The organism is Erythrobacter sp. HKB08, from assembly GCF_004114695.1.
Lineage (GTDB): Bacteria > Pseudomonadota > Alphaproteobacteria > Sphingomonadales > Sphingomonadaceae > Parerythrobacter_A.
In genome coordinates this window covers 589,686-610,633 of record NZ_CP035310.1, presented here as the reverse complement: position 1 = coordinate 610,633, position 20,948 = coordinate 589,686, and the positions used below count along the sequence as shown (strand labels likewise).

General features: G+C 65.6%; 20 protein-coding genes. 9 read left to right on the top strand and 11 right to left on the bottom strand.

Annotation, left to right across the window (positions count from 1 at the left end; translation table 11 throughout):
- Positions 1 to 102: 102 nt before the first annotated feature.
- Together EO245_RS02935 and EO245_RS02930 are read right to left on the bottom strand one after the other, a co-directional pair.
- Positions 103 to 402 (bottom strand): DUF1153 domain-containing protein, encoded by a 300-nt coding sequence (locus tag EO245_RS02935; RefSeq protein WP_128891530.1) that lies wholly within the window; start codon positions 400 to 402, stop codon positions 103 to 105.
- Positions 399 to 728 (bottom strand): hypothetical protein, encoded by a 330-nt coding sequence (locus EO245_RS02930; RefSeq protein ID WP_128891529.1) that lies wholly within the window; start codon positions 726 to 728, stop codon positions 399 to 401. The genes EO245_RS02935 and EO245_RS02930 overlap by 4 nt, the downstream gene beginning before the upstream one ends.
- A 140-nt stretch (positions 729 to 868) precedes the next feature.
- On the opposite strand from EO245_RS02930, the gene mnmA reads away from it, so the two are divergent.
- A complete protein-coding gene (gene mnmA, locus EO245_RS02925) occupies positions 869 to 2,026 on the top strand; it encodes a tRNA 2-thiouridine(34) synthase MnmA (protein WP_128891528.1) in 1,158 nt (385 codons plus the stop codon).
- Positions 2,027 to 2,036: 10 nt separating this feature from the next.
- Here the strand turns inward: mnmA and EO245_RS02920 are convergent, their stop codons facing one another.
- Entirely contained in the window at positions 2,037 to 2,378 is a 342-nt protein-coding gene (locus tag EO245_RS02920) for a hypothetical protein (RefSeq protein WP_128891527.1), read from the bottom strand.
- A gap of 35 nt (positions 2,379 to 2,413) precedes the next feature.
- Between EO245_RS02920 and EO245_RS02915 the strand changes: the two genes are divergently transcribed.
- Positions 2,414 to 3,535: a serine hydrolase gene (locus EO245_RS02915; RefSeq protein ID WP_128891526.1), complete on the top strand. Its 1,122-nt coding sequence runs from the start codon at positions 2,414 to 2,416 to the stop codon at positions 3,533 to 3,535.
- Here the strand turns inward: EO245_RS02915 and EO245_RS02910 are convergent.
- Genes EO245_RS02910 through pdxH form a run of 3 tightly spaced genes read right to left on the bottom strand, consistent with a single transcriptional unit; the run spans position 3,532 to position 5,887 of the window.
- On the bottom strand, positions 3,532 to 4,320 hold the full coding sequence (locus EO245_RS02910; RefSeq protein ID WP_128891525.1) for a PhzF family phenazine biosynthesis protein: 789 nt from the start codon (positions 4,318 to 4,320) through the stop codon (positions 3,532 to 3,534). The genes EO245_RS02915 and EO245_RS02910 overlap by 4 nt on opposite strands.
- Positions 4,317 to 5,252 (bottom strand): cation diffusion facilitator family transporter, encoded by a 936-nt coding sequence (locus EO245_RS02905; protein WP_128891524.1) that lies wholly within the window; start codon positions 5,250 to 5,252, stop codon positions 4,317 to 4,319. Before EO245_RS02905 ends, EO245_RS02910 begins: the two co-directional genes overlap by 4 nt.
- Positions 5,249 to 5,887, bottom strand: a complete 639-nt coding sequence (gene pdxH / locus EO245_RS02900) for a pyridoxamine 5'-phosphate oxidase (RefSeq protein ID WP_128891523.1) — start codon at positions 5,885 to 5,887, stop codon at positions 5,249 to 5,251. Before pdxH ends, EO245_RS02905 begins: the two co-directional genes overlap by 4 nt.
- An 82-nt stretch (positions 5,888 to 5,969) precedes the next feature.
- On the opposite strand from pdxH, the gene EO245_RS02895 reads away from it, so the two are divergent.
- The 3 genes from EO245_RS02895 to fabI are packed head-to-tail and all read left to right on the top strand — an operon-like array spanning position 5,970 to position 8,696.
- A complete protein-coding gene (locus EO245_RS02895; RefSeq protein WP_128891522.1) occupies positions 5,970 to 6,911 on the top strand; it encodes a DnaJ C-terminal domain-containing protein in 942 nt (313 codons plus the stop codon).
- A gap of 4 nt (positions 6,912 to 6,915) precedes the next feature.
- Positions 6,916 to 7,896 (top strand): YihY/virulence factor BrkB family protein, encoded by a 981-nt coding sequence (locus EO245_RS02890; protein ID WP_128891521.1) that lies wholly within the window; start codon positions 6,916 to 6,918, stop codon positions 7,894 to 7,896.
- Positions 7,893 to 8,696 (top strand): enoyl-ACP reductase FabI, encoded by an 804-nt coding sequence (gene fabI, locus EO245_RS02885; RefSeq protein WP_128891520.1) that lies wholly within the window; start codon positions 7,893 to 7,895, stop codon positions 8,694 to 8,696. Before EO245_RS02890 ends, fabI begins: the two co-directional genes overlap by 4 nt.
- A 21-nt stretch (positions 8,697 to 8,717) precedes the next feature.
- Here fabI and EO245_RS02880 read toward each other — a convergent pair whose 3' ends face one another.
- The 4 genes from EO245_RS02880 to EO245_RS02865 form a co-directional block, all read right to left on the bottom strand.
- A complete protein-coding gene (locus EO245_RS02880; protein ID WP_128891519.1) occupies positions 8,718 to 9,980 on the bottom strand; it encodes a hypothetical protein in 1,263 nt (420 codons plus the stop codon).
- Positions 9,952 to 12,108: a polysaccharide biosynthesis tyrosine autokinase gene (locus tag EO245_RS02875; protein ID WP_128891518.1), complete on the bottom strand. Its 2,157-nt coding sequence runs from the start codon at positions 12,106 to 12,108 to the stop codon at positions 9,952 to 9,954. The genes EO245_RS02880 and EO245_RS02875 overlap by 29 nt, the downstream gene beginning before the upstream one ends.
- Before the next feature lie 13 nt (positions 12,109 to 12,121).
- Complete coding sequence (locus EO245_RS02870) at positions 12,122 to 12,832, bottom strand: polysaccharide biosynthesis/export family protein (RefSeq protein ID WP_128891517.1); 711 nt, start codon at positions 12,830 to 12,832, stop codon at positions 12,122 to 12,124.
- Positions 12,833 to 12,954: 122 nt separating this feature from the next.
- Positions 12,955 to 14,349, bottom strand: coding sequence for an O-antigen ligase (locus tag EO245_RS02865; protein ID WP_164931249.1), 1,395 nt, complete (start codon positions 14,347 to 14,349; stop codon positions 12,955 to 12,957).
- 238 nt (positions 14,350 to 14,587) lie between these two features.
- Between EO245_RS02865 and EO245_RS02860 the strand changes: the two genes are divergently transcribed.
- Genes EO245_RS02860 through EO245_RS02850 form a run of 3 tightly spaced genes read left to right on the top strand, consistent with a single transcriptional unit; the run spans position 14,588 to position 18,316 of the window.
- On the top strand, positions 14,588 to 15,865 hold the full coding sequence (locus tag EO245_RS02860) for a nucleotide sugar dehydrogenase (RefSeq protein ID WP_128891515.1): 1,278 nt from the start codon (positions 14,588 to 14,590) through the stop codon (positions 15,863 to 15,865).
- Positions 15,862 to 16,911, top strand: coding sequence for a polysaccharide pyruvyl transferase family protein (locus EO245_RS02855; RefSeq protein WP_128891514.1), 1,050 nt, complete (start codon positions 15,862 to 15,864; stop codon positions 16,909 to 16,911). The genes EO245_RS02860 and EO245_RS02855 overlap by 4 nt, the downstream gene beginning before the upstream one ends.
- Positions 16,904 to 18,316: a hypothetical protein gene (locus tag EO245_RS02850; protein WP_128891513.1), complete on the top strand. Its 1,413-nt coding sequence runs from the start codon at positions 16,904 to 16,906 to the stop codon at positions 18,314 to 18,316. The genes EO245_RS02855 and EO245_RS02850 overlap by 8 nt, the downstream gene beginning before the upstream one ends.
- On the opposite strand, the gene EO245_RS02845 is transcribed toward EO245_RS02850, so the two are convergent.
- Entirely contained in the window at positions 18,313 to 19,386 is a 1,074-nt protein-coding gene (locus EO245_RS02845; RefSeq protein ID WP_128891512.1) for an EpsG family protein, read from the bottom strand. The genes EO245_RS02850 and EO245_RS02845 overlap by 4 nt on opposite strands.
- A 144-nt stretch (positions 19,387 to 19,530) precedes the next feature.
- Here EO245_RS02845 and EO245_RS02840 point away from each other — a divergent pair, with 144 nt between their 5' ends.
- Positions 19,531 to 20,946 carry a hypothetical protein gene (locus EO245_RS02840; RefSeq protein WP_128891511.1) on the top strand — a complete coding sequence of 472 codons (1,416 nt, stop codon included), beginning with the start codon at positions 19,531 to 19,533 and terminating at the stop codon, positions 20,944 to 20,946.
- Positions 20,947 to 20,948 lie beyond the last annotated feature (2 nt).

The window sequence follows — 20,948 nt, the reverse complement described above, 5'->3', positions numbered from 1 at the left end:
GGCAAACCGGTTCCCCCGCCTGGTTGGCGATCGGTTGCAAAGGGATAGGATTTCGTAGGGGAATTGTCAGCCTGCCCTGTGGACAGGCCGATCAGGCGGCACTCAGTACTTGAGCTGGCGCTCGTAGAGATCGCGGTAGTGCTGGATGCGCGTGACGCGCAGGCCCTGCATGCCGGAACGGTCGACCGCGCGCTGCCAGGAAGCGAATTCCTCCAGCGTGAGGCCATAGCGCTCGAGCACTTCGTCGATCGTCAGCAATCCGCCGTTGACGGCAGCGACGACCTCGGCCTTGCGGCGCACGACCCAGCGCTTGGTCTTCGGCGAGGGAAGATCGTCCAGCGTCAGCGGTTCGCCGAGCGGGCCGATTACCTGTGCGGGGCGGATTTTCTGGTTCTCGATCATTTGCACTCTCTATCGCCGGTTTCCGCGCTCGTGCCGCTCGGCAGCGCGTCGGACTTGATATTGGGGGACGGCGTTTTGCCATGAGCTAAATCGGAATGGTTAACGCCGCCCTCAGACAGGTTAACCGTGCCGCTCCCGGCCTGCGCCAGCCGTGCGAAACTGCCATCGCCGACCCGTGCGGAGCCGCGACGCGACCCCCGCAACGTGTGGCGCAGCTCGTTCGCGGCAGCGAAGCGCGCGACCAGCTCGTTCCAGTCGAGGCGGCGCAATTCCTGCGAATCCGCATCGGCTTTCACGGCCGAAACAAAGGGAGCGTGTTCCATCATTCGCCCTCCGATAAAGGCGACAGGTCAAGATCGGGTAAATTCCGGCTTTACCCGGGGTTAGGATTACCGGACGCGCGCCGCCGCCCTCAATACCTCGCAAGACTCGCATTCCGGCGGCACTGTGTGTAAAGGGCGCGCCCATGTCCCCGACCACGCTGTTCGATCCCTCGCTCGATACGGGCGCGCTGTTCGATCTTGCCCGCCCGGCAAGCGAAAGCCGCATCGTCGTCGCCATGTCCGGCGGCGTCGACAGCTCGGTCGTGGCCGCGCTCGCCGCAGCCAGCGGGGCGGAGGTGATCGGCATCACCCTCCAGCTCTACGACTACGGCGCGGCAACGGGGCGCAAGGGCGCATGCTGCGCGGGCGACGACATTGCCGATGCGCGCGCAGTGGCCGACCGGCTGGGCATCGCGCATTACGTCTACGATCACGAAAGCGCCTTCCGCGAGGAAGTGGTCGAACAGTTCGCCGACGATTACCTCGCCGGGCGCACGCCGGTCCCCTGCATCCGCTGCAACATGGGCCCCAAGTTCACCGACCTGCTGCGCATGGCGCGCGAGCTGGGCGCGGATTGCCTTGCGACCGGCCACTACGTGCGCCGGGTGAAGGGTGCTGCCGGACCGGAACTGCACCGCGCGCTCGATGCGACGCGCGACCAGTCCTACTTCCTCTACGCGACGACCGAGGAGCAGCTCGACTTCCTGCGCTTCCCGCTCGGCGGCATGCCCAAGACGCAGGTGCGCGAGCTGGCCGAGCAGGCGGGCCTGCGCAATGCGGCCAAGCCCGACAGCCAGGACATCTGCTTCGTGCCCGACGGCAATTATGCCAAGATCGTCGAGAAAATGCGCCCCGAAGGCGGCACCCCCGGCGCCATCGTCCATGCGGCGACCGGCGAAACGCTGGGCGAGCACAAGGGCATCATCCATTACACCGTAGGCCAGCGCAAAGGCCTCGAGATCGGCGGGCAGCCCGAACCGCTCTACGTCCTCGGCATCGATGCCGAGAGCGCCGAAGTGCGCGTGGGTCCGCGCCGCATGCTCGCGGTGAAATCGGCCACCATCATCGAAACCAACCGCATCGGTCCGCTGCCCGACGCGCCGCTCACCGCCAAGGTGCGCAGCCTTGCGAAGCCCGTCCCCGTCACGCTCGACGGCCCGCTGGGCGACGGCGCAACCACGGTGATCCGCTTCGAGGAACCGGAATACGGCGTCAGCCCCGGACAGGCGGCGGTGATCTATGCCGGCGAGCGCGTCGTCGGCGGCGGCTGGATCGAGACGACCGAACGGGTCGAAGCCTGAGCGGCCTCGCTCAGTCCCGCCATTCCTCCAGCACGCAGCCGTAACCCTCGCGATAGGTCGCGGTATTGGCGGCAACGAGCGGGAAGCGCGCGGTGACGCTCTTTTCCTCGACATCGTCGACCAGGGTAATGAGCTCCATCCCGTCGAGCTTGTCCTTCTCGCAATCGTCGAGGCTGCGCCCGCCGACGAAGCGGCACGAGCAGGCGACGCGGGCCATATAGGCCGTGCCGGCCTGCGCCTGCCCGTCGATTTCCTCGCCATAGGCCCAAGCTCCGCCGCCGATCAGCAATGCGACACCGCCGATCGCCCAGAGCCATTTGCCCGTCCCGGACTTGCGCGCGTTATTGGCCATTGAAATACCCGTTTCCTTGCGCGAGTGAGGCGACCATGCCTTCGCGTTTCGCATCCCTTATCGCCGCCGCCGTGCTCGTTCCAGCCCTTGCCGCTTGCGGCGATGCACCGACCGAGCCCGCCCCGCTGACCGAAGAGGCGCTGGCCGCCGTGGCGGAGGATGCGGGCGCTCCGAAGGACCGGCTGGCGCGCGAGATCGACGACCTTTTCACCAAGGAAGGCCTCGGCGAAACGCGCGCGGTCATCCTCATGCGCGGCGGCGAGATCGTCGCCGAACGCTATGCGCCGGGCTACGACGCGGACACGCGCTTCGTCAGCTGGTCGATGGCGAAAACCGTCACCGCCGCCATGATTGGCATGCTGGTCGCCGACGGGCGGCTGCGGCTCGACGAATCGGTGCCGATCGAGCGCTGGTCGCGCCCGGGCGATCCGCGCGGCGAGATAACGCTGCGCCAGCTGCTGCAGATGCGCTCCGGGCTGGAGCATACCGAAGCGGGCAGCCCGCCCTACGACAGCAGCGAGGTGCGCATGCTGTTCCTCGACGGGCGCGACGACATGGCGGATTTCGCCGCCTCGCAGCCGCTCGAATCAGAGCCGGGTGCCACCTTCGAATATTCGAGCAACACCACCGTCATCCTTGCCGACATCGCGGCCCGCGTGCTCACCGGCAGCGAGGATCCGGAAATTCGCCGCAATGCAGTCGACACCTATCTGCGCGCGCGCATCTTCGACCCGCTGGCGATGGAATCGGTGGTTCCGGAATACGATGCGAGCGGCACGCTGATCGGCGGCAGCCTGATGCATGCGACGGCGCGCGACTGGGCGCGTTTCGGCGACTGGCTGCGCAACAAGGGTTCCTATCGCGGCTCGCAGCTCCTTCCGCGCAAGTGGGTCGAGCTGATGACGACGCCCAGCCCGCGTTCGGCGCATTACGGCTTCCAGACGTGGCTCAACCGGCCGACCGAACTGACCGACAACCACCCGCTCTTCCCCGACCGCGCGCCGCAGAGCGTGTTCGCGATGATCGGGCACATGGGCCAGTATGTGATCGTCTCGCCCGAACAGAAGCTGACGCTGGTGCGGCTCGGCCACTCTAATGCGCCGGAGCGCGAAGCCATGCTGCAGGAAGCAGCCGACGTGCTCGCGCTTTACCCCTAGAGGTAGAAGCTACCCTCGATCACGGTGACGCAGGGGCCGCCGAGCCATGCGCGGTCCCCGTCGAGCCGGCAGGAAAGGTCGCCGCCGCGCTGCGAGGCCTGGTGGGCGGTAAAGCTCGCCCGCCCCAGCCGGTTCGCCCAGAAATAGGTCAGCACCGCATGGGCCGAGCCCGTGACGCTGTCCTCGTCGACCCCGCCGCCGGGTACGAAGACGCGGCTTACGACATCGAAATCCTCGCCCGGCGCAGTGCAGATGAACTGGTTGTCGCCGAGCTTCTCGAGACCGCGCACGTCGGGATCGAGGCTGCGCACCTGCGCTTCGCTGCCGAACAGGAAGATATCGTAGCCATCGGGATTGCGCCACACCTCGAGCGGCTCGTCGCCCAGCAGTGCGACCGCTTCGGGCCATTCGCCGCGCGTCGTCGGGATGGCCGGCAGGGCAAGCTCGTAGCCGGCATCGCTGCGCCGCACTTCGAGGATGCCCACCTTTCGCGTGCGGAACGTCACTCGCTCTCCGCCATCGCGCCCGAGCAGCACATGGCCCGAAGCGAGCGTGGCATGGCCGCACAGGCGAATCTCGCAGGTCGGGGTGAACCAGCGCAGTTCCCAGTCCGCCTCGCCGGTCGCGTCCTTCACGACGAAAGCGGTCTCGGCGAAATTGTTCTCCTCGCCGATCGCCTGCAGCACATCGTCGGGCAGCCATTCCTCGAGCGGCATGACCGCCGCCTGGTTGCCCTTGAACGGGGCGTCGGCGAAGGCGTCGACATGCCAGTAGGGTAGGTTCATTCGCCCTTCTCCAGTTTCTCGAATTCGTCCTGCTCGGCGAGCGGATTGTCCGGCTCGTCGACATGGCCTTCCGGGTCGATGTGGATGAGCAGTTCCATCTGCGGGAAATGCTGCATCAGGTCGGCCTCGACCCGCTCGATGATGTCGTGCGCCTGCTCGACCGTCATGTCGCCCGGCATGTCGACGTGGAACTGGACGAAGTCATGCGTTCCGCTGGTGCGGGTGCGCAGGTCGTGGAGGTTTGAAAGCTCCGGATGCTTCGCGGCCAGCTCGACGAAGCGCTGGCGCTTCTCTTCCGGCCATTCGCGGTCCATCAAATGGTCGATCGCCTCGCTCGCAGCGCGCCATGCTCCCCACAGGAGCCATGCCGCAATCGCGAGGCCGAAGATCGGGTCGGCCTGTTTCCAGCCCGCATACTGGTCGAGCGCGAGCGCCGCGATGACCGCAAGGTTGAGCAGCAGGTCCGACTGGTAGTGCACATGGTCCGCGCTGATCGCGACCGAGCGCGTGCGGCGGATAACGTAATTCTGCCACGCCAGCAGCGCGAGTGTCGCGACGATGGCGATGGTCGAGACCGCGATGCCTTCTTCGGCAGCGCTCGTCCGGTTGCCCTCGGCAAGCTGGAGCACTGCGCGAAAACCGATGCCTGCCGCAGACAGCGCGATCAGCATGACCTGGAACATGGCCGAAAGCGATTCCGCCTTGCCATGGCCGAATCGGTGGTCTTCGTCCGCCGGCTGCGCTGCGATCCACACGCCGATGAAAGTCGCGATGCTGGCGATGAGGTCGAGCGCGCTGTCGGCAAGGCTGCCGAGCATGGCGGTCGAGCCGGTCTCCACGCTCGCCCATGCCTTGAGAGCGATGAGGAACAGCGCCGTGACGATCGACGCGGCCGCAGCGCTCTTGGCCAGCCAGGTGCGGTTCTCGCTCATGGATAGAGCAGCGTGCTGTCCCATTCGAGCGCATCCGCCGCGCCCGACAGGGTGAAGCGGCGGCGGTCGTGCATCCGGCCCGGACGGTCGAGCCAGAATTCGATGGCAGTGGGGCGCAGGCGGAAGCCCGTCCAATGCGACGGGCGCGGGATGTCGCCCTCGGGATATTCGGCTTCGACCTGCGCGACGCGGTCGTAATAGACCTGCCGGTCATCGAGCGGACGCGACTGGTCGCTCGCCGCCGAGGCGACCTGCGACTTGCGCGGGCGCGAATGGAAATAGTCATCCGCCATCTGCGCGCTCACTTCCTCGAGCGGGCCTTCGATGCGGATCTGGCGGCGCAGGCTCTTCCAGTGGAAGAGGAGCGCGGCCTGCATGTTGGCGCGGATCTCGCCCCCCTTGCGGCTTTGGGCGTTGGTGTAGAACACGAAGCCATCCGGCCCGTGTCCCTTCAAAAGCACCATGCGCACCGATGGCGCGCCTTCCGGCGTTGCGGTCGCCAGCGCCATGGCATTGGGATCGTTCGGCTCGCTATCCTGCGCCTCGGCGAACCATTCTTCGAATATCGCGAAGGGATCGGAGGCGGGGATGGCGCTTTCGGTGAGCGCGGGATCGTCGGGAATACGGTCGGCCATGCGCCTCCCCTACCCGCGAGCGCGCACGGTGCAAAGCCTATCCGGCTTGCGCGAAAAGACTGTAGCACCTAGCTAACACGCCATGAGCGATCCCTATGCAACTCTTGGCGTTTCACGCACGGCCTCCGAGCAGGAGATCAAGAGCGCCTATCGCAAGCTGGCGAAGGAGCTCCATCCGGACCGCAACAAGGACAACCCCAAGGCGGCCGAGCGCTTCAGCGAAGTCACCAACGCCTACGACCTGCTGAGCGACAAGGACAAGCGCGCCCAGTTCGATCGCGGCGAGATCGATGCCGAGGGCAATCCGGCCAATCCCTTCGCCGGGATGGGCGGCGGATTCGGCGGCGCGGGCCAGCGTGGCTACCGCGCGCAGGATTTCGAGGGCTTCGGCAACGAGGGGCTCGACCTCGGCGATATTTTCGACGGGCTGTTCGGCGGCGGGGGTGCGCGCCGCGGCGGTCCTGCAGGCGGTTTCGGCCAGCAGCGCCGCCCGCCTCCCCCGCGAAAAGGTGCCGACATCGCCTATCGCCTGCGCGTGCCATTCGTCGAGGCGGCGACGCGCGCGGACCAGCGCATCACCCTCGCCGACGGCAAGACGATCGATCTCAAGCTTCCCGCCGGGGTCGAGGACGGCACGCAGATGCGCCTCAAGGGCAAGGGCGAGCAGGGGCCGGGCGGCGCGGGCGACGGCATCGTCACCATCGCGGTCGATCGCCACAAGTTCTTCCAGCGCGACGGCCACGACGTGCGCATGGACCTGCCGATCACGCTCGACGAGGCGGTGAACGGGGCGAAGGTCAAATGCCCGACCGTCGATGGCACGGTGATGCTGACGATCAAGCCCGGCACGCATGGCGGGACGGTCATGCGCCTCAAAGGCAAGGGCTTTTCCAAGAAGGACGGGTCGCGCGGCGACCAGCTGGTGACGCTGGAAATCCAGCTTCCCGAGGACCTCGAAGCGCTTGCCAAGCGGCTCGAAGGGTGGAAGGACGAGGGCGAACCACGCAGCAAGCTCGGGGTGTAGATACGTGAGCGACCAACATCCGGGAGAACCGGAAGAACGGCTGGTCCATTCGCTGTCCCCTGAAGCACGCCGCAAGGAAGCGCGCACCCTCGCCCATCACGTCAATCACCGGATCGGGCCGGGCACCCGCTTCTTCGAAGTCGTCAAGCGCACGCTGGTCGGCTCGTATAACGACGGTTTCATCCATGCGGGCAACCTTGCCTACATGGCGATCCTCGCGATCTTTCCCTTCTTCATCCTCGGTTCGGCCATCGTCTCGCTGATCGGCGAGGATTACGAGCGCGCGGCAACCGTGACGGCGGTTCTCTCCGCCCTGCCGCCGATGGTCGCGAACGTGATCGAGCCGGTTGCGCTCAATGTGATCGATGCGCGCAGCGGCTGGCTGCTGTGGGTCGGCGCCGGGGTCGGGCTGTGGACCGTCTCCAGCCTGATCGAGACCATCCGCGAGATCCTGCGCCGGGCATACGGCACCGAGGCGACGCTCGCCTTCTGGCGCTATCGCCTGTTCTCCTTCGTGATGATCATCGCTGCGGTGATCCTGCTGATCGTCAGCCTGCTCGGCCAGGTGGTCATCTCGACCCTCCAGCAGTTCATCGATGCATTCCTGCCCAGGCTCGACGAATCCCTGCCGCACCTCTCGTTGTCGCATATCGTCACCGCGGTCGGCATTTTCATCTCGATCTACCTGCTCTTCTACACGCTGACGCCAAGCGCCTATCGCCATCGCCGCTACCCGAAATGGCCGGGGGCGCTGCTGGTCGCGCTGTGGTGGGCGGCGGTGACCATCGCCATGCCGCCGGTCCTGCGGCAGTTCTTCACCTACGACCTGACCTACGGCAGCCTCGCCGGCATCATGATCGCGCTTTTCTTTTTCTGGCTGGTCGGCTTAGGGATGGTCGTCGGAGCAGAATTGAATGCCGCGCTCGCCGTGACCCCCGAAGAGGAGGCGGCCGAAGACGCGGATAACGAGGAGGACGACCCATGAGCGGTCTGATGCAAGGAAAACGCGGCCTGATCATGGGCCTCGCGAACGACAAGTCCCTCGCCTGGGGTATCGCCAAGCAGCTCGCCGAACATGGCGCGGAGCTGGCTTTCACCTACCAGGGCGATGCGCTGGCGAAGCGCGTGAAGCCGCTGGCCGAGCAGCTCGGTTCTGACTTTACCTTCCCTTGCGACGTGTCGGACATGGCCGCGCTCGACGAGGCTTTCGAAACGCTCAAGGCGCGCTGGGAGACGATCGATTTCGTCGTCCACGCGATCGGCTTTTCCGACAAGAACGAACTGCGCGGCAAATATGTCGACACCAGCCTCGACAACTTCCTGATGACGATGAACATCTCGGCCTACAGCCTCGTCGCGGTCGCGCAGCGTGCGGCGGCGATGATGCCGGAAGGCGGGTCGATCCTGACGCTGACCTATTACGGCGCGGAGAAGGTCATCCCGCACTACAACGTCATGGGGGTCGCCAAGGCGGCGCTCGAGACCAGCGTGAAATATCTCGCCAACGACCTCGGCCCGCAGAACATCCGCGTGAACGCGATCAGTGCCGGACCGGTCAAGACGCTCGCGGCGAGCGGGATCGGCGACTTCCGCTACATCCTCAAGTGGAACGAGCTGAATTCGCCGCTACGGCGCAATATCACGATCGACGATGTCGGCGGCTCGGGCCTCTATTTCCTGTCCGAACTGAGCTCGGGCGTGACGGGCGAGACGCACCATGTCGATGCGGGCTACCACGTCGTCGGCATGAAGCAGGAAGACGCGCCGGACATCGCGCTCGACTAGCGCGGCACCCGTTCGCCGGGCTTACTCGTCCCCGGACGCCTCTTCGGTTTCAGCTGCAGCCGGTTCGGGCCGCGCCGCCAGTGTCACGATTTCGAGCCGGTCGATCGTTCCGCGAAGCGCGGAGCGACCCGACCAGGCACGCGCCTGGATGCCGACGCTCATGAATTCGCAGCCGGCAGGCGCGCTGCCCACTTCGAACAGGTTCTCCCCGCGCCCGAAACGCTCGTCGAAGAAGGGCGTCTCGCTCCCGGCACAGCGCAGCTGGAGGCGCACGTCGCGCACCTGGTCGACCGGCTGGATGCGGTGCGTCGCGCGAATGGCGAAGCGGCCGGCGGGCGCGCGGATCAGGCGATCGGCGATCAGGCCGCCCTTGCCGCCGCGAACGTAGATTTCGGCCTGCTCCTCGAACCGGCCCTGCTGGGCGCGGAAACCGCCTTCGTCGGCGAAGCGCCAGTCGAACGGGGCGTAGTCGGCCTGCCAGTCGATCGGACCGGCAGTGCCGCGTGCCGCGCTCTTCCCGCTGGCGAGCTGGAACAGCGAATAGGCACGGTCGACCTGCCCATTGTCGGCGAGGCCCTGGATCAGGCGGCGCTCGAATTCCTCGCTGCCGACATCGCCGCTCTCGCGAAGGCTGGCGAGCCCGGCAAGCGAAGCGGGATCGCGCACTGCGAACTCGAGGAAATCGTCATGCCAGTCCGAACTCCCGTCGAGGATTTCGGCAAAGGCGGGAATGGCGTCGTCTTCCGACAGCGCGCGCTGCAGCAGCGGGAACAGCGCAGGCTTCTGTTCGGGATGGACGCGCATCAGCCGGTCGAGCGTAGCCAGCGAACCGGCATAGTCGCGCGCCTTCACCTGCTCTTCGAGAACGAGGCCTTGCAGCAACAGGTCGCGGCGGTTGAGGCTGGTGGCAGCGGCAAGGATACGGTCGCGCTGCGCCGGGTCGGCACTGGCAAGCGCGAGGATCGCGATCGCCTTGGGCGTCAGCGCCTCACCGGCGAATGCTCCGCTCGCGCTCGGCGTAGCGGCCTTGGCCGAGGGCACGACCTCGTCCGCTTTCGTCACCCCGCCGGTAAACTGGCGCGCTGCGAGCTGCTCTTTCGCGAGGCCGTTGAGCGGCATGAGCGAGACGGCAAGGTCGGGCGCACGCCGCGTCGTGACACTGCTGATCGATTGCAGGGCAAGCAGGGCCGCAATGAGCAGGCCGGCCAGCACGGCGACGATCGCACGTGCCGGATCGGCAATGCTCGGCCCGCGCTTACGCCGGCTTTTCGTCGGCCTCGCCATCGCCATATCCGTAGCCGTAACCGTAGCCATAGCCGTAGCCATAGGTCGAGTTGCGTTGGTCGAGCTTGGTCACCAGCGCGCCGAAGACGGTCGCATTGGCAGAGCGCAGGCGCGACAGGGCGTTTTCGATCGCGCGCATGTTCACGCCGTTCGATTCGACGACGTAGATCACGCCTTCGACTGCCTTCGACACTTCCAGCGCATCGGCAAGGCCGAGGACCGGGGCACCGTCGACGAGGACCTGGTCGTAGTGCTGGCCCGCTTCGCGCACGACCTGGGCGAGGCGATCGGTTGCCAGCAGCTCGACCGGGTTCGGCGGCTTGTGACCGGTCGGCAGCAAGTCGAACCCGTGCGGCTCGATTGGGATGATCGAGGACTTGAGGTCGCCATTGTTGCCCGACAGCACAGCGCTCAGGCCATGCTTGGGGTCGGCATCGATACCAATGAAGTCCGACAGGCCCGAATGGCGAAGGTCGGCGTCGATCAGCAGCACGCGCTTGCCGAGCTGGGCGAAGCTGCGCGCGAGTGCCACGGCCGAAATCGACTTGCCCTCGTTCGGGCGGGTCGAGGTCAGCATGATCGCGCGCGGCGCACCGTTCGGCGTGAGGAAAGCGAGGTTCGTGCGTGCGGCGGCATAGGCCTCCGACAGTTCCGAACTGCGCTGTTCGAGATCCTCGACGATATCGCCACCCTCGACGCGCGGGATGAGCCCGATCGGCGCGAGGCCGAGGCGGCGGCGCACGTCGTTGGGATCGCGCACCGTCTGGTCCATCGTCTCCCGCAGGTAGACGAGGGCAATCGCGGCAAGCAGCGCGACCACGAGGCCGGCGAGCAGGTTGCGGATCAGCGAAGGCGAATAGGGCGCGCCGGCCGGTTCGGCCGCGTCGATCAACGTCATGTTGTTCTTGCCCGCACCGGCAGCTTCCAGCTCCTTGAAGCGCTGCAGGAGAGCTTCGTAGAGCTGGCGGTTGGTATCGACCTCGCGCTTGAGGATGCCGTACTGGATCGACTGGTTCTGCTGTCCGAGGAAGGTGCCCTTCACCTGGTTCAGCCGTTCACGCAGCTGCTGTTCCTGCAGCGATGCCTTGCGGAAGGCGGCCTGGACGTCCTGGTTGTCGATCGCGCTTTCGCCGCTCAGTGCTTCGCGCAGCGATGCGACTTCGGCTTCCTTCGCCTTGATCTCGGGATAGCCGGGGCCGAATTTCGCGCGCAGTTCGGCGAGCTGGGCCTGTGCTTCGGCAAGGCGCGAACGCAGGGCGGCAGTCGCCTGGGCCCCGGATTCGTTTCGCGCACCGGCACGCAGCGCAGCCTGCGCCTGGATGCGCTGGGCGGTCGCTTCGGCGAGAGCCTGGTTGAGCGAGGCGAGCTCCGCGCCGACCAGCGTGCTGCTGGCAGTCTCGGAACCTTCGCCATCCGGGTTCGCCTCGAGAATGACGATCTCGTTGGCGTTCGCGTAATCAATCAATTCCTTCTCGGACAGCGCCAGCCGCTCGCGCAGTTCCTCGATCTGTTCTTCGAGGAATTCGCGCGCTTCGATATTCGCTCCGAAGCGCTTCTCGTAGTTCGCCTGCAGGAACTCCTGCGCCCAGAGGTTCGCAAGCGTGGCCGAAACCGCGCGGCTCGGGCTGGAGAAACGAATGTCGACGAGGCTAGAGTTCGGGACCGGGTCGATCGTCACGTTGGACAGGAGGATCCGCTCGATCTGCCTCTCGGACACTTCACCGCCGCCGTCGAGACCGAAAGCGGTGAGGAATTCCTCGTCACGCGAGAGGTTGCCGGCATCGATCACGCGCTGTGCGAGGAATTTCGATTCCAGCAGTTCGTACTGCGTGTTGAAATACTGGATGTCCGCGCCGCGACCCTCGATTTCGATCGGTTCGGCATCGGTAACATTCGATACCACGCGCGAAATCTCGATCCGCGCGGTCGAGCGGTAGAGATTGGTGGCCAGCAGGGTTGCGACCACGCCGGCCAGCAGGCCAAGCGCGAGAATGCCGAGGATCCAGTACTTCAGGTTGAGCGCCTGGATGTAGAAGCGTTCCAGGTCGAGCCCGAAGAAATCGCTTCCCGGCCCTTCGTGGGCGGGATTTACGACCGGGTAATCGCCGGTGGTGGTGTTCGCGTTCATGGACCCCTCGCGATCAGTTGAATGTGCGATCGATCAGGATCGCACTGGTCGAAAGCAGCGGGATGAACTGGAGGATTGTATCCAGCGTGCGCCGCGAAGGGGAATCGCCGACGGTGACGATATCGCCCGGATAGATCAGCGGATCGGCGTAATTGCCCCGCTGGATGCCTTCGATGTTGTAGACCCCGATGTAACGCTGCCCCTCGACGACGCGCATGATCAGCACGTCGTCCGACTTTGCGTATTCCGCCAGGCCGCCGGCATTGTTGATCGCGCGAATGAGCGACTGCGAGGTCGCTGCCGGATAAGTGCCGGGCTGCTCCACCTCGCCGCCGATCGAAACCGACGGGACGGGCAGTTCGGCCGGGCGCACGCGCACTTGCGGATTGACGATGTATTCGCCGCGCAGCCGGTCCGCGATCATCTGCGCGACCTGGTTGGGCGTCTTGCCGCCGACATAGAGGTCGCCGACGAGCGGGAAGGCGATGTAGCCTTCGGCATCGGTCAGGTAAGTGCCGCTCAGGCGCTCAGCATCGAGCACGGTCACTTCGATCCGCTCCTGCGAGCCGACCGTATAGGCGGTCACCCCTGCCGGCGCGGGCAGTTCGGTGAGCTGTGCGACCTCGATATCGGGAGACATGCCGAAACTGCGGTCCTTGGCACAGCCCGTCAGGACCGTTGCCAGCGCAAAGGCGGCAATCAACTTGCTGGTAAATCTCGTCATCGGACCCTTCAAATCCCGTTCCCGTGCGGCCTTAACCGTCGGCTTGGCATAGTCAAAGATGTTTTTCCAGAGCAGCGCCCTGCCCTGTTCGTGGCATGCCGCCGTAGCGGCGCGAGGCGTCCCTAGCGCCCGTCCCTGAAAGTGGCTCGCTCCACGCACAGCAGCGCGACGAGCCAGACCGCGACCAGCTGGAACAGCGGCGCGCGCAGCGGATAGTCGACCAGGCTTCCGAATGCGATGATCGCGCCGACGCTCAGCCAGAAGACCAGCCGCCCGAAACCTGCCGGTCCGCTCCACGGCGTCGAGGCAAGCGTGCGGAAGAGCCAGAGGCAGAAGGCGACGAGGATCGCAATGGCCGGAATGCCGCCCTCGATCAGCAGCTGGGCCCAGTCGTTATGCGCCATGTTGACGTAGGACGAGATCATCAGGCTGTCGGGTTCGTGGATGTGATAGACTTCCTCGAACGATCCGAACCCGCTGCCGAGCAGGCCGTAGGACAGGATCATCGTGCCGAGCGTCGGGAGCAGGCCCCAGCGCAGGTCCTCGAACGATCCCGATGCCGCGACGCGCTCCAGCGCCGGAATGCGATCCGCACTGATAAACACTGCGACGATGCCGACGATCGCGACTGCCGCGAGCGCCAGGATCCAGTGCGCCTTGAGGCGGATTTCGGTTTGCCCGCCGTGACGGATGCGCTTGTGCGCGAAAACCCGCACTGCGAGCCACAGCAGGAAACCGCTCGCCAGCAGCGCCAGGACCATGGTCAGCAGGCCGGCACGCGAACCGCCCACCAGCGCGGCGAGCAGGACCAGCAGGAACAGCGCGCCGAGGCCGATGCGGGGCAGCGCCTCGCTGAAACCCATTTCCGGCATTGCGATGCTGTAGGCGATCGCGACGAGGGTCAGCGCGGACAATACGGCGGAATGGTTGTGGTTGGCGAAGAAGCCGACCGGAGAACCGCGGTTGGTGATCTCGTAGAAATAGAGCGGGTCGGGATTGCCGCCGACGATCTGCAGCAGGCCGAGCGCGGCATTGGCCGAACCGATCGCGACGATCAGCAGGATCAGCGTGCGCCTGTTCGCGCCGAGCGACGCGACGAGGAGGAAGCCGGTTATCGGCACGATAAGGCTCGCCAGCGCATTGAGCGTGCGCGAGGGGACCATGGAGATCGGCCGCCAGATATCGTTCATGCCGAGCGCTGCGCCCATCTCGGCCTCCGGACCGCGGCCCGGCAGGGACTGCCAAATGCCCGGCGGCAGCGGGATCAGCTGCACCGCCATCCACCCGGCGAGCAACAAGAGCAGGACCAGCGGCGTGCGAAAATCGGCCACGCGGTCGCGCGCGAAGAAATAGATCGCCGGGATCAGGAACAGCGCCGCAAGCGGGCGCAGGGCGGCCAGCTGGATCGCGTCGAAGCGCGAGCTACCGCCGAAGACGGCGACGACCGCCGCGAACAAAGCCAGTGCGACCCAGCCATGGCGAACAGCGGCAAAAGACTCGCTGCGAATGATCTTCATGTCTGAAAAAGGCCCGATCCGTGCAAAACTGGCGCGACTGGGTCCGGACGTCATGTCCGGGCCGGAATGCGCGCGGGGTTTCGGTTCGCGGGCCGCTTATGTCAAGTGTCTCTGCCGGTTGCGCGGCGCGGGATCGAATGCATGGTTGACGCAGGCGCGGGGCTTCCCCAAGGCACCGCGCGACGTAGATACGGGCGCCGGCACCTCGCCGCGCCACAGGCTTAGGAATTGGTGTCGCATGGACCTTTCAGACAAGACGATTGGGGTTATCGGGCTCGGCTATGTCGGCCTGCCGGTCGCGGTCGAGTTCGGCAAGAAGCGCAAGGTCGTCGGTTTCGACATCCGTGAAAAGCGCGTTGCCGACCTCGCGAAAGGCCATGACGAGACGCTCGAGGTGGAGGCAGGCGACCTCGCCGCCGCGTCGCAGCTCACCTTCAGCTGCAACCCGGCGGACCTGAAGGACTGCGGCGTCTACATCGTCACCGTGCCGACGCCGATCGACGATGCAAACCGTCCCGACCTCACCCCGCTGGTCAGGGCTTCGGAAACCGTCGGCGCCGCGCTCTCGAAAGGCGACGTCGTGATTTACGAGAGCACCGTCTATCCGGGCGCGACGCGCGAGGTTTGCGTGCCCGTGCTCGAGCGGGTCTCGGGCCTTACGCACAACGAGGATTTCTTCACCGGCTACAGCCCGGAGCGGATCAATCCGGGCGACAAGGAGCGGCGCCTCGCCACCATCGTGAAAGTGACCAGCGGCTCCACCCCGGACGTCGCCGACGCGGTCGATGCGCTCTATGCCGAAGTGGTGACGGCAGGCACCCACAAGACCAGCTCGATCGAAGTGGCCGAGGCCGCCAAGGTTATCGAGAACACCCAGCGCGACGTGAACATCGCGCTGATCAACGAACTTGCGATCCTGTTCGACAAGATGGGCATCGACACGCGCGACGTGCTCGAAGCGGCGGGCACAAAGTGGAACTTCCTGCCTTTCCGCCCGGGCCTCGTCGGCGGGCACTGCATCGGCGTCGATCCCTTTTACCTCACCCACAAGGCGCAGCAGGTCGGGCATCACCCCGAAATGATCCTCGCGGGTCGCCGGGTGAACGATTCCATGGCCGACTATCTCGCCGACCGTCTGGTCCACCTGATGCTCAAGAAGCGTTTGCCGGTGGCAGGGGCGCGCATTCTGGTGCTTGGCCTGACCTTCAAGGAAAACTGCCCCGACCTGCGCAATTCCAAGGTCGCCGACGTCGTTCACCGGCTCGAGGAATTTCACGCCGATGTCGACGTCTACGATCCGTGGGTCGACGCGGACGAGGCCGAGCACGAGTTCGGCATCCGCCCGCTTGCCGACAAGCCGGCGAACGGCGCCTACGATGCGGTCCTGCTCGCCGTCGGACACCACCAGTTCGCCGAAGCGGGCGCCGCCGCCGTGCGCGAGCATGGCAAGGACGGCGCGGCCTTCTTCGATGCCAAGGGCCTCTTCGGCAAGGAAGAGAGCGACGGCCGGCTGTGACGGGCGAAGCCGCCAGCGCCGCAGCCCCGGTGCGGGCCGTGCTGCTCAACGATACGCGGGTCGACCGCCACCACGGCTGCACCACCGTCATCGAGACGATCGACACGCTGGCCGCGAAGAACGGCATCGAGATCGTCGCGCGCGCGCCTGCCCATGCCAACTGGCGCGAGGATGACGCGGTCCGCTCGGCCATCCGCGAGGCGGACTGCATCATCGTCAACGGCGAGGGCACGATCCATCACGACAGGCCGGCCGGCAAAGCGCTGCTCGCTGCCGGGCCCTATGCGAAGGAACGCGGCAAGAAGGCTTTCCTGGTCAATTCGACGTGGCAGGAAAACTCGGCCGAGAGCCTCGAAATGCTGCGCGATTTCGACATCGTCACCGTACGCGAAAGCGCCAGCGAGGCGGAACTCGTGGGGCATGGCTTCACCCCGCGCCGCATCCCGGACCTGGCGCTCTACCATGCGCCGCTTGCCGGGGAGCCGCGCGAAGGCATCGGCTATTGCGACAGCGTGCAGGGGCCGAAGGCGCTCGCGCTCTATCGCAAGATGTGGGCGATCGATGCCGAGCCGCTGCCGATCGTCCAGCTTTCGCTCGCGCCGATGGAGATGCTGCGCTGGCTCAAGCGCTACGATCCGAGCGTGACGGCGCTGCTCAACCCGCTCCATGCACGCGATGCCTTGCGCGCGACGTGGCAGGACTACCAGATGCAGACCGACGAGCGCGACGAGTTCACCGCGCTTGTCGCCGAGCGCGAGCTGATCGTGACGGGCCGCTTCCACATGATGATCTTCGCGCTCGCCGCCGGAACGCCTCTGCTCGCGCTCGGGTCGAACACGCACAAGATCGAGGCCACGCTGGCGGATGCGGGGCTCGAGCCATGGCGCGCGATCCCCGACGCCTCGCATATCGACGACGCCCTGCTCGAACGCGCCGCGCAGTGGCATGGCGAGGAGCGGGCGAAGCTCGAAAGGTTCGTGACCGAGGGACGCGGCGCAATGGAGCGGGTTTTTGCCGACATCGCGGCGATGGCGCGCGGTGGCTGAGCGCGACACTCTCGACCCGGTCGTCGATGCGACGGCGCGCACCACGCGGTCGGTCGACGAGGTCGAGGACCTGCTGTGGCGACTGGAACTCGCCGCACATTCCGCCATGGGGCCGGCCGGGACTGGCGACGACGACGCGGCGGGCGGCGGCTTGCTTACCCAGATCGCTGCAAGCATCATCGCGCTCGCCACCCTCCTGTGGCTGCTTGCGCGGCACGGAGGCACTTCGCCGGGCAAGGCACGCAGATTGCTCGAACGTGGTGCGACGGTCTTCGCCGCACATGCCGAGGACAGCACCCGCACCCGCCACCTGCGCCGTGCGCTCGCCGAATATGAGGTAGCGGAGAAAGAGGTTCTCCTTGTCGGTCGGCCAGCGGCAGGCGTCGAGGCCGCCGCTCGCAATTTCGACCCCGACGGCCAGCTGCAAGGCGCGCTTTACATTCGTCCGGTAACGCTGGGCGCTGCAATCGGAGCGCTTCCGCAAGCGATCTCCCTGCTCACCCGAGGGCTGCGCGAAACTCGTGGCTACCGGGGCAGGATCGCCTTTCGCGACCGGATTGGCATGGCTTTTCGCATGGCTCTGGGCACTGCACATGCACGCTGGTGGCACCAAGCCGCGAGCGGGCTGCCGACCGAGCGCGCGATATTCGCCCACACGGGCAATGCCGATACCTCCCAGCTCGAGCAGGCCATGCAGGCCAGCGGCATCCGCACGATCCACGCAGTTCACGGGACGAATATCGGCTGGGCCTTCGCCGGACTGTCGGACGTGGCGCAATTCCCGAGCGGGGCCGATGCTGCGCTTGGCGAAAAACTTCCGGCCTATGGTCGCTGCATGCATATCCCGATCGAGCGACCCGCGGTTTCGCAGGGCAATGGCGACTGGGCTCTGCTGACGTCCTACACGCACCTGCAGCACCCCGCCTTCGCCGAGCACGGCTCGCGGCTCGACTGCCGCCTGGTCAAATGGGTTGCCGATGCAGCCAAGGCGGCCGGGCAGGACCCGTCGCGCATATTCTGGCGACCGCACCCGCAGATCGACATCGTGCCAGGCAGCGAACGCGAGCGGCTCCAGGAGGCAGTCGCTAAGGCGGGTTTCACGCGCTGGCCTGCCGACCTGCCTTATGAAGCGCTCGCTGAATTCTCCGCTGCGATCACCACGCCCTCGACCGTCATGACCGATGGCTTGCGCCTCGGCCAGCCGGTTATCGTCGCCAGCCTCTCGCCGCTGCAATCTGACCTGCTCTACGCACGCTATCCGCTGCTGGTCGAAAGCGAAGAGGCACTGGCCAGCGCAATCGCGCGACTAACCGGCGCCTCGCGCGGCGAGGCGTTCGACGAGGCCTGGTCGGCTATAGAACCCGGCGCACGGCTGCAGATCGCCCGGCTGCTGGAGCTGGTCTAGAAATCGACCCCGGTTTCGAGCTCGATCTCGTCGACGAGCAGGAAATTGCGATAGGGGAAGTGCGGCAGGCTGTTCGCCGAATAGGTCAGCCATGCGACCATCTGCCCGATGAGCGTGAAGGTGATCACGATGCTGGCGATCGGCCTGCTGCGTTCTGCGAAAATATTCGGCAGGGCGGAAATCGCATACATCGTCATCGGGAAGAAGTAGATCAGGATGCGGGCGGTCACCACCGGGAAGAAATACCCAACCGGTGCGATCGCCAGCGCGAAGATCGCCATGCGCCGGATGATCGTCGGCCCGAACAGGAGGTCCCGTTTTCGCCACAGCAGCGGCAGGGCGAGCGCTGGCACGATCGTCAGCAGCATCTGGAGATACGACCCGCTCGATTGCGCGTGCTCTTCGTCGCTGAGATAGGTCGTTGCGGCATACTCGATGCGGCCGAGCTGGTTGAGGACGTAGAATGCGACGACGAAGAAGACTGCGCCCATGACGATCCGCGCTGCAGTCGGCACCTTCGCTTCCCAGGCGACGAAGATCAGCATCATCGCGGCGCTGTAGTGGAAGGTGGCAGCAAGCGCGATCAGGCCGACTTTCCACGCGACCGGGCTGGTCCGCCACTTCGACAGCACGATCATCAGGATACCCGCGGCAAGCGCCTGCCGGTTGGCCGACATCGCGACGACGACGGTGAGAAACGGAATTCCTGCCAGCAGCGCCAGCTTGGGCGACGGACATGTGCGCGCGAACATGATCAGCCCGGCGGCGAACACGATCGCAGTCACGAAGTTGGCGAAGTAGATCCCGATCCCGGTGTAGGTCGAGATGAGCATGAGCAGCGAGTAGCCCGGCTCACTGACTGAGAGGGAGCGCTCGAGGTCGAGGGCCGTGTCGACCTGGAAGATCAGACGCAGGTAGTTGTTCCAGTCCATCCCGACGTGATGGCGCAGCCCGACGAACAGGACGATGGCGAGAAATGCCAGCACGGCATAAGGGCGCGAGATCTCCTGCCGGTTGAGCAGTAGCGCAGGAATTGCGAAAATCGCGATGAAAGTCAGATAAGGCCACATGAAAGCAAGCTCGCTCGAAAGTTCTGGCGGGCGACCGCTCCAGGCTGGCGATTTCCCCTAGGTTTTCGATAGTCGGTCAACTATGGCCGGTGCAACCCAGTCAGCTATATGAACGTGCAGAATGATTTCTGCGGAGCGATATTAATGCAGCCGAAGAAGACCATTTTTTACGAATTGAACGAAGTTCCCCGGCGGATCTTCGAACATTTCGCAAAGCTGCCGGAAATGAACGCGCTCGGGCGCCTCGCCGCCCACGCCCGCAAGTACGAAACCGTGGCCGAGGATACCGGCCATCTCTCGCCCTGGATTACCTGGCCGACCCTTCATCGCGGCGTGATCAATGAAGAACACGGCATCTCCGACTTCGGGATGGACCTGTCGCATGTGAACCGCGAGCTTCCTCCGATCTGGTCGCTGCTCAAGAATGCGGGCAAGAAGGTCGGCGTGTTCGGATCGCTGCACAGCTATCCGCTGCCGGCCGATGCGAACGAATACGCCTTTTTCGTGCCCGATACCTTCGCCGCCGGACCCGAATGCTTCCCGCAGAAGTACGAAGCGTTCCAGCAGTTCAACATCTCGATGGTCGAGCAGAACGCGCTCAACGTGAAGAGCGGCATTCCCCTTCGCGGCGCGGTCGATTTCCTGCGCCGCGCGCCGGGTCTTGGCCTGCGCCCGGCAACCGTCGGCAAGATCGGCAAGCAGCTCGCCTCGGAGCGGATCATCAAGGACCGCATCGTGCGTCGCCGGACCTCGCAGACGCAGATTGCATTCGACTTCTTCCTGCAGGCGCTCGCGGCGGACAAGCCCGATGCCTCGTTCTTCTTCACCAACCACGTCGCATCCTCGATGCACCGCTACTGGCCCGCGCTGTTCCCGCAGGACTACGAGGCAGGCCGCTTCTCCGAGGACTGGGCCAGCCAGTGGGCGGGCGAAATCCCCTTCGCCATCCGCGAGGCGAACAGCCAGCTGTCGGACCTGATGCGCTTCTGCGACCGCAACCCGGGGTTCCAGCTGGTCGTGACGACGAGCATGGGGCAGGCCGCCGTCGAAGACCGCAAGCCGGTCAACACCGCAGTCACGATCTCGAACCTCTCGCGCCTGATGGCAGCGATGGGCCTTGCCGAGGGCGAATGGGACCGGCGCCCCTCGATGGCCCCGCAATATAACGTGTGGGTCTCCGAAGATGCGCGCCAGCGTCTCGTTCAGAAACTCGGTGCGCTCGACATCGGCGGGCACCATATCGATGTGCAGGACCTTGGATCGGGCGTGCTCCGCCTCGAGCTCAAGGCCGAGAACATCGACGATCTCGTCGTCACGTTCGAAGGAGACAAGGTCGACCCTGGCAGCTTCGGCTTCACCAACCTTCACTTGCAGGATGCAGCGGGCGCCAACGCCTATCACATCCCCGAAGGGCTAATGATGATCTACGATCCGCAGGACCTGGGCGAACGCAGCGAATTCGAAAGCCATCGCATCTCGACCACCGAGGTCGCGCCTTCGATCCTGCAGGCGTTCGGCGTCGACCGGCCCGGCTACATGCGCGCGCCGCAGCCGCTCTGACG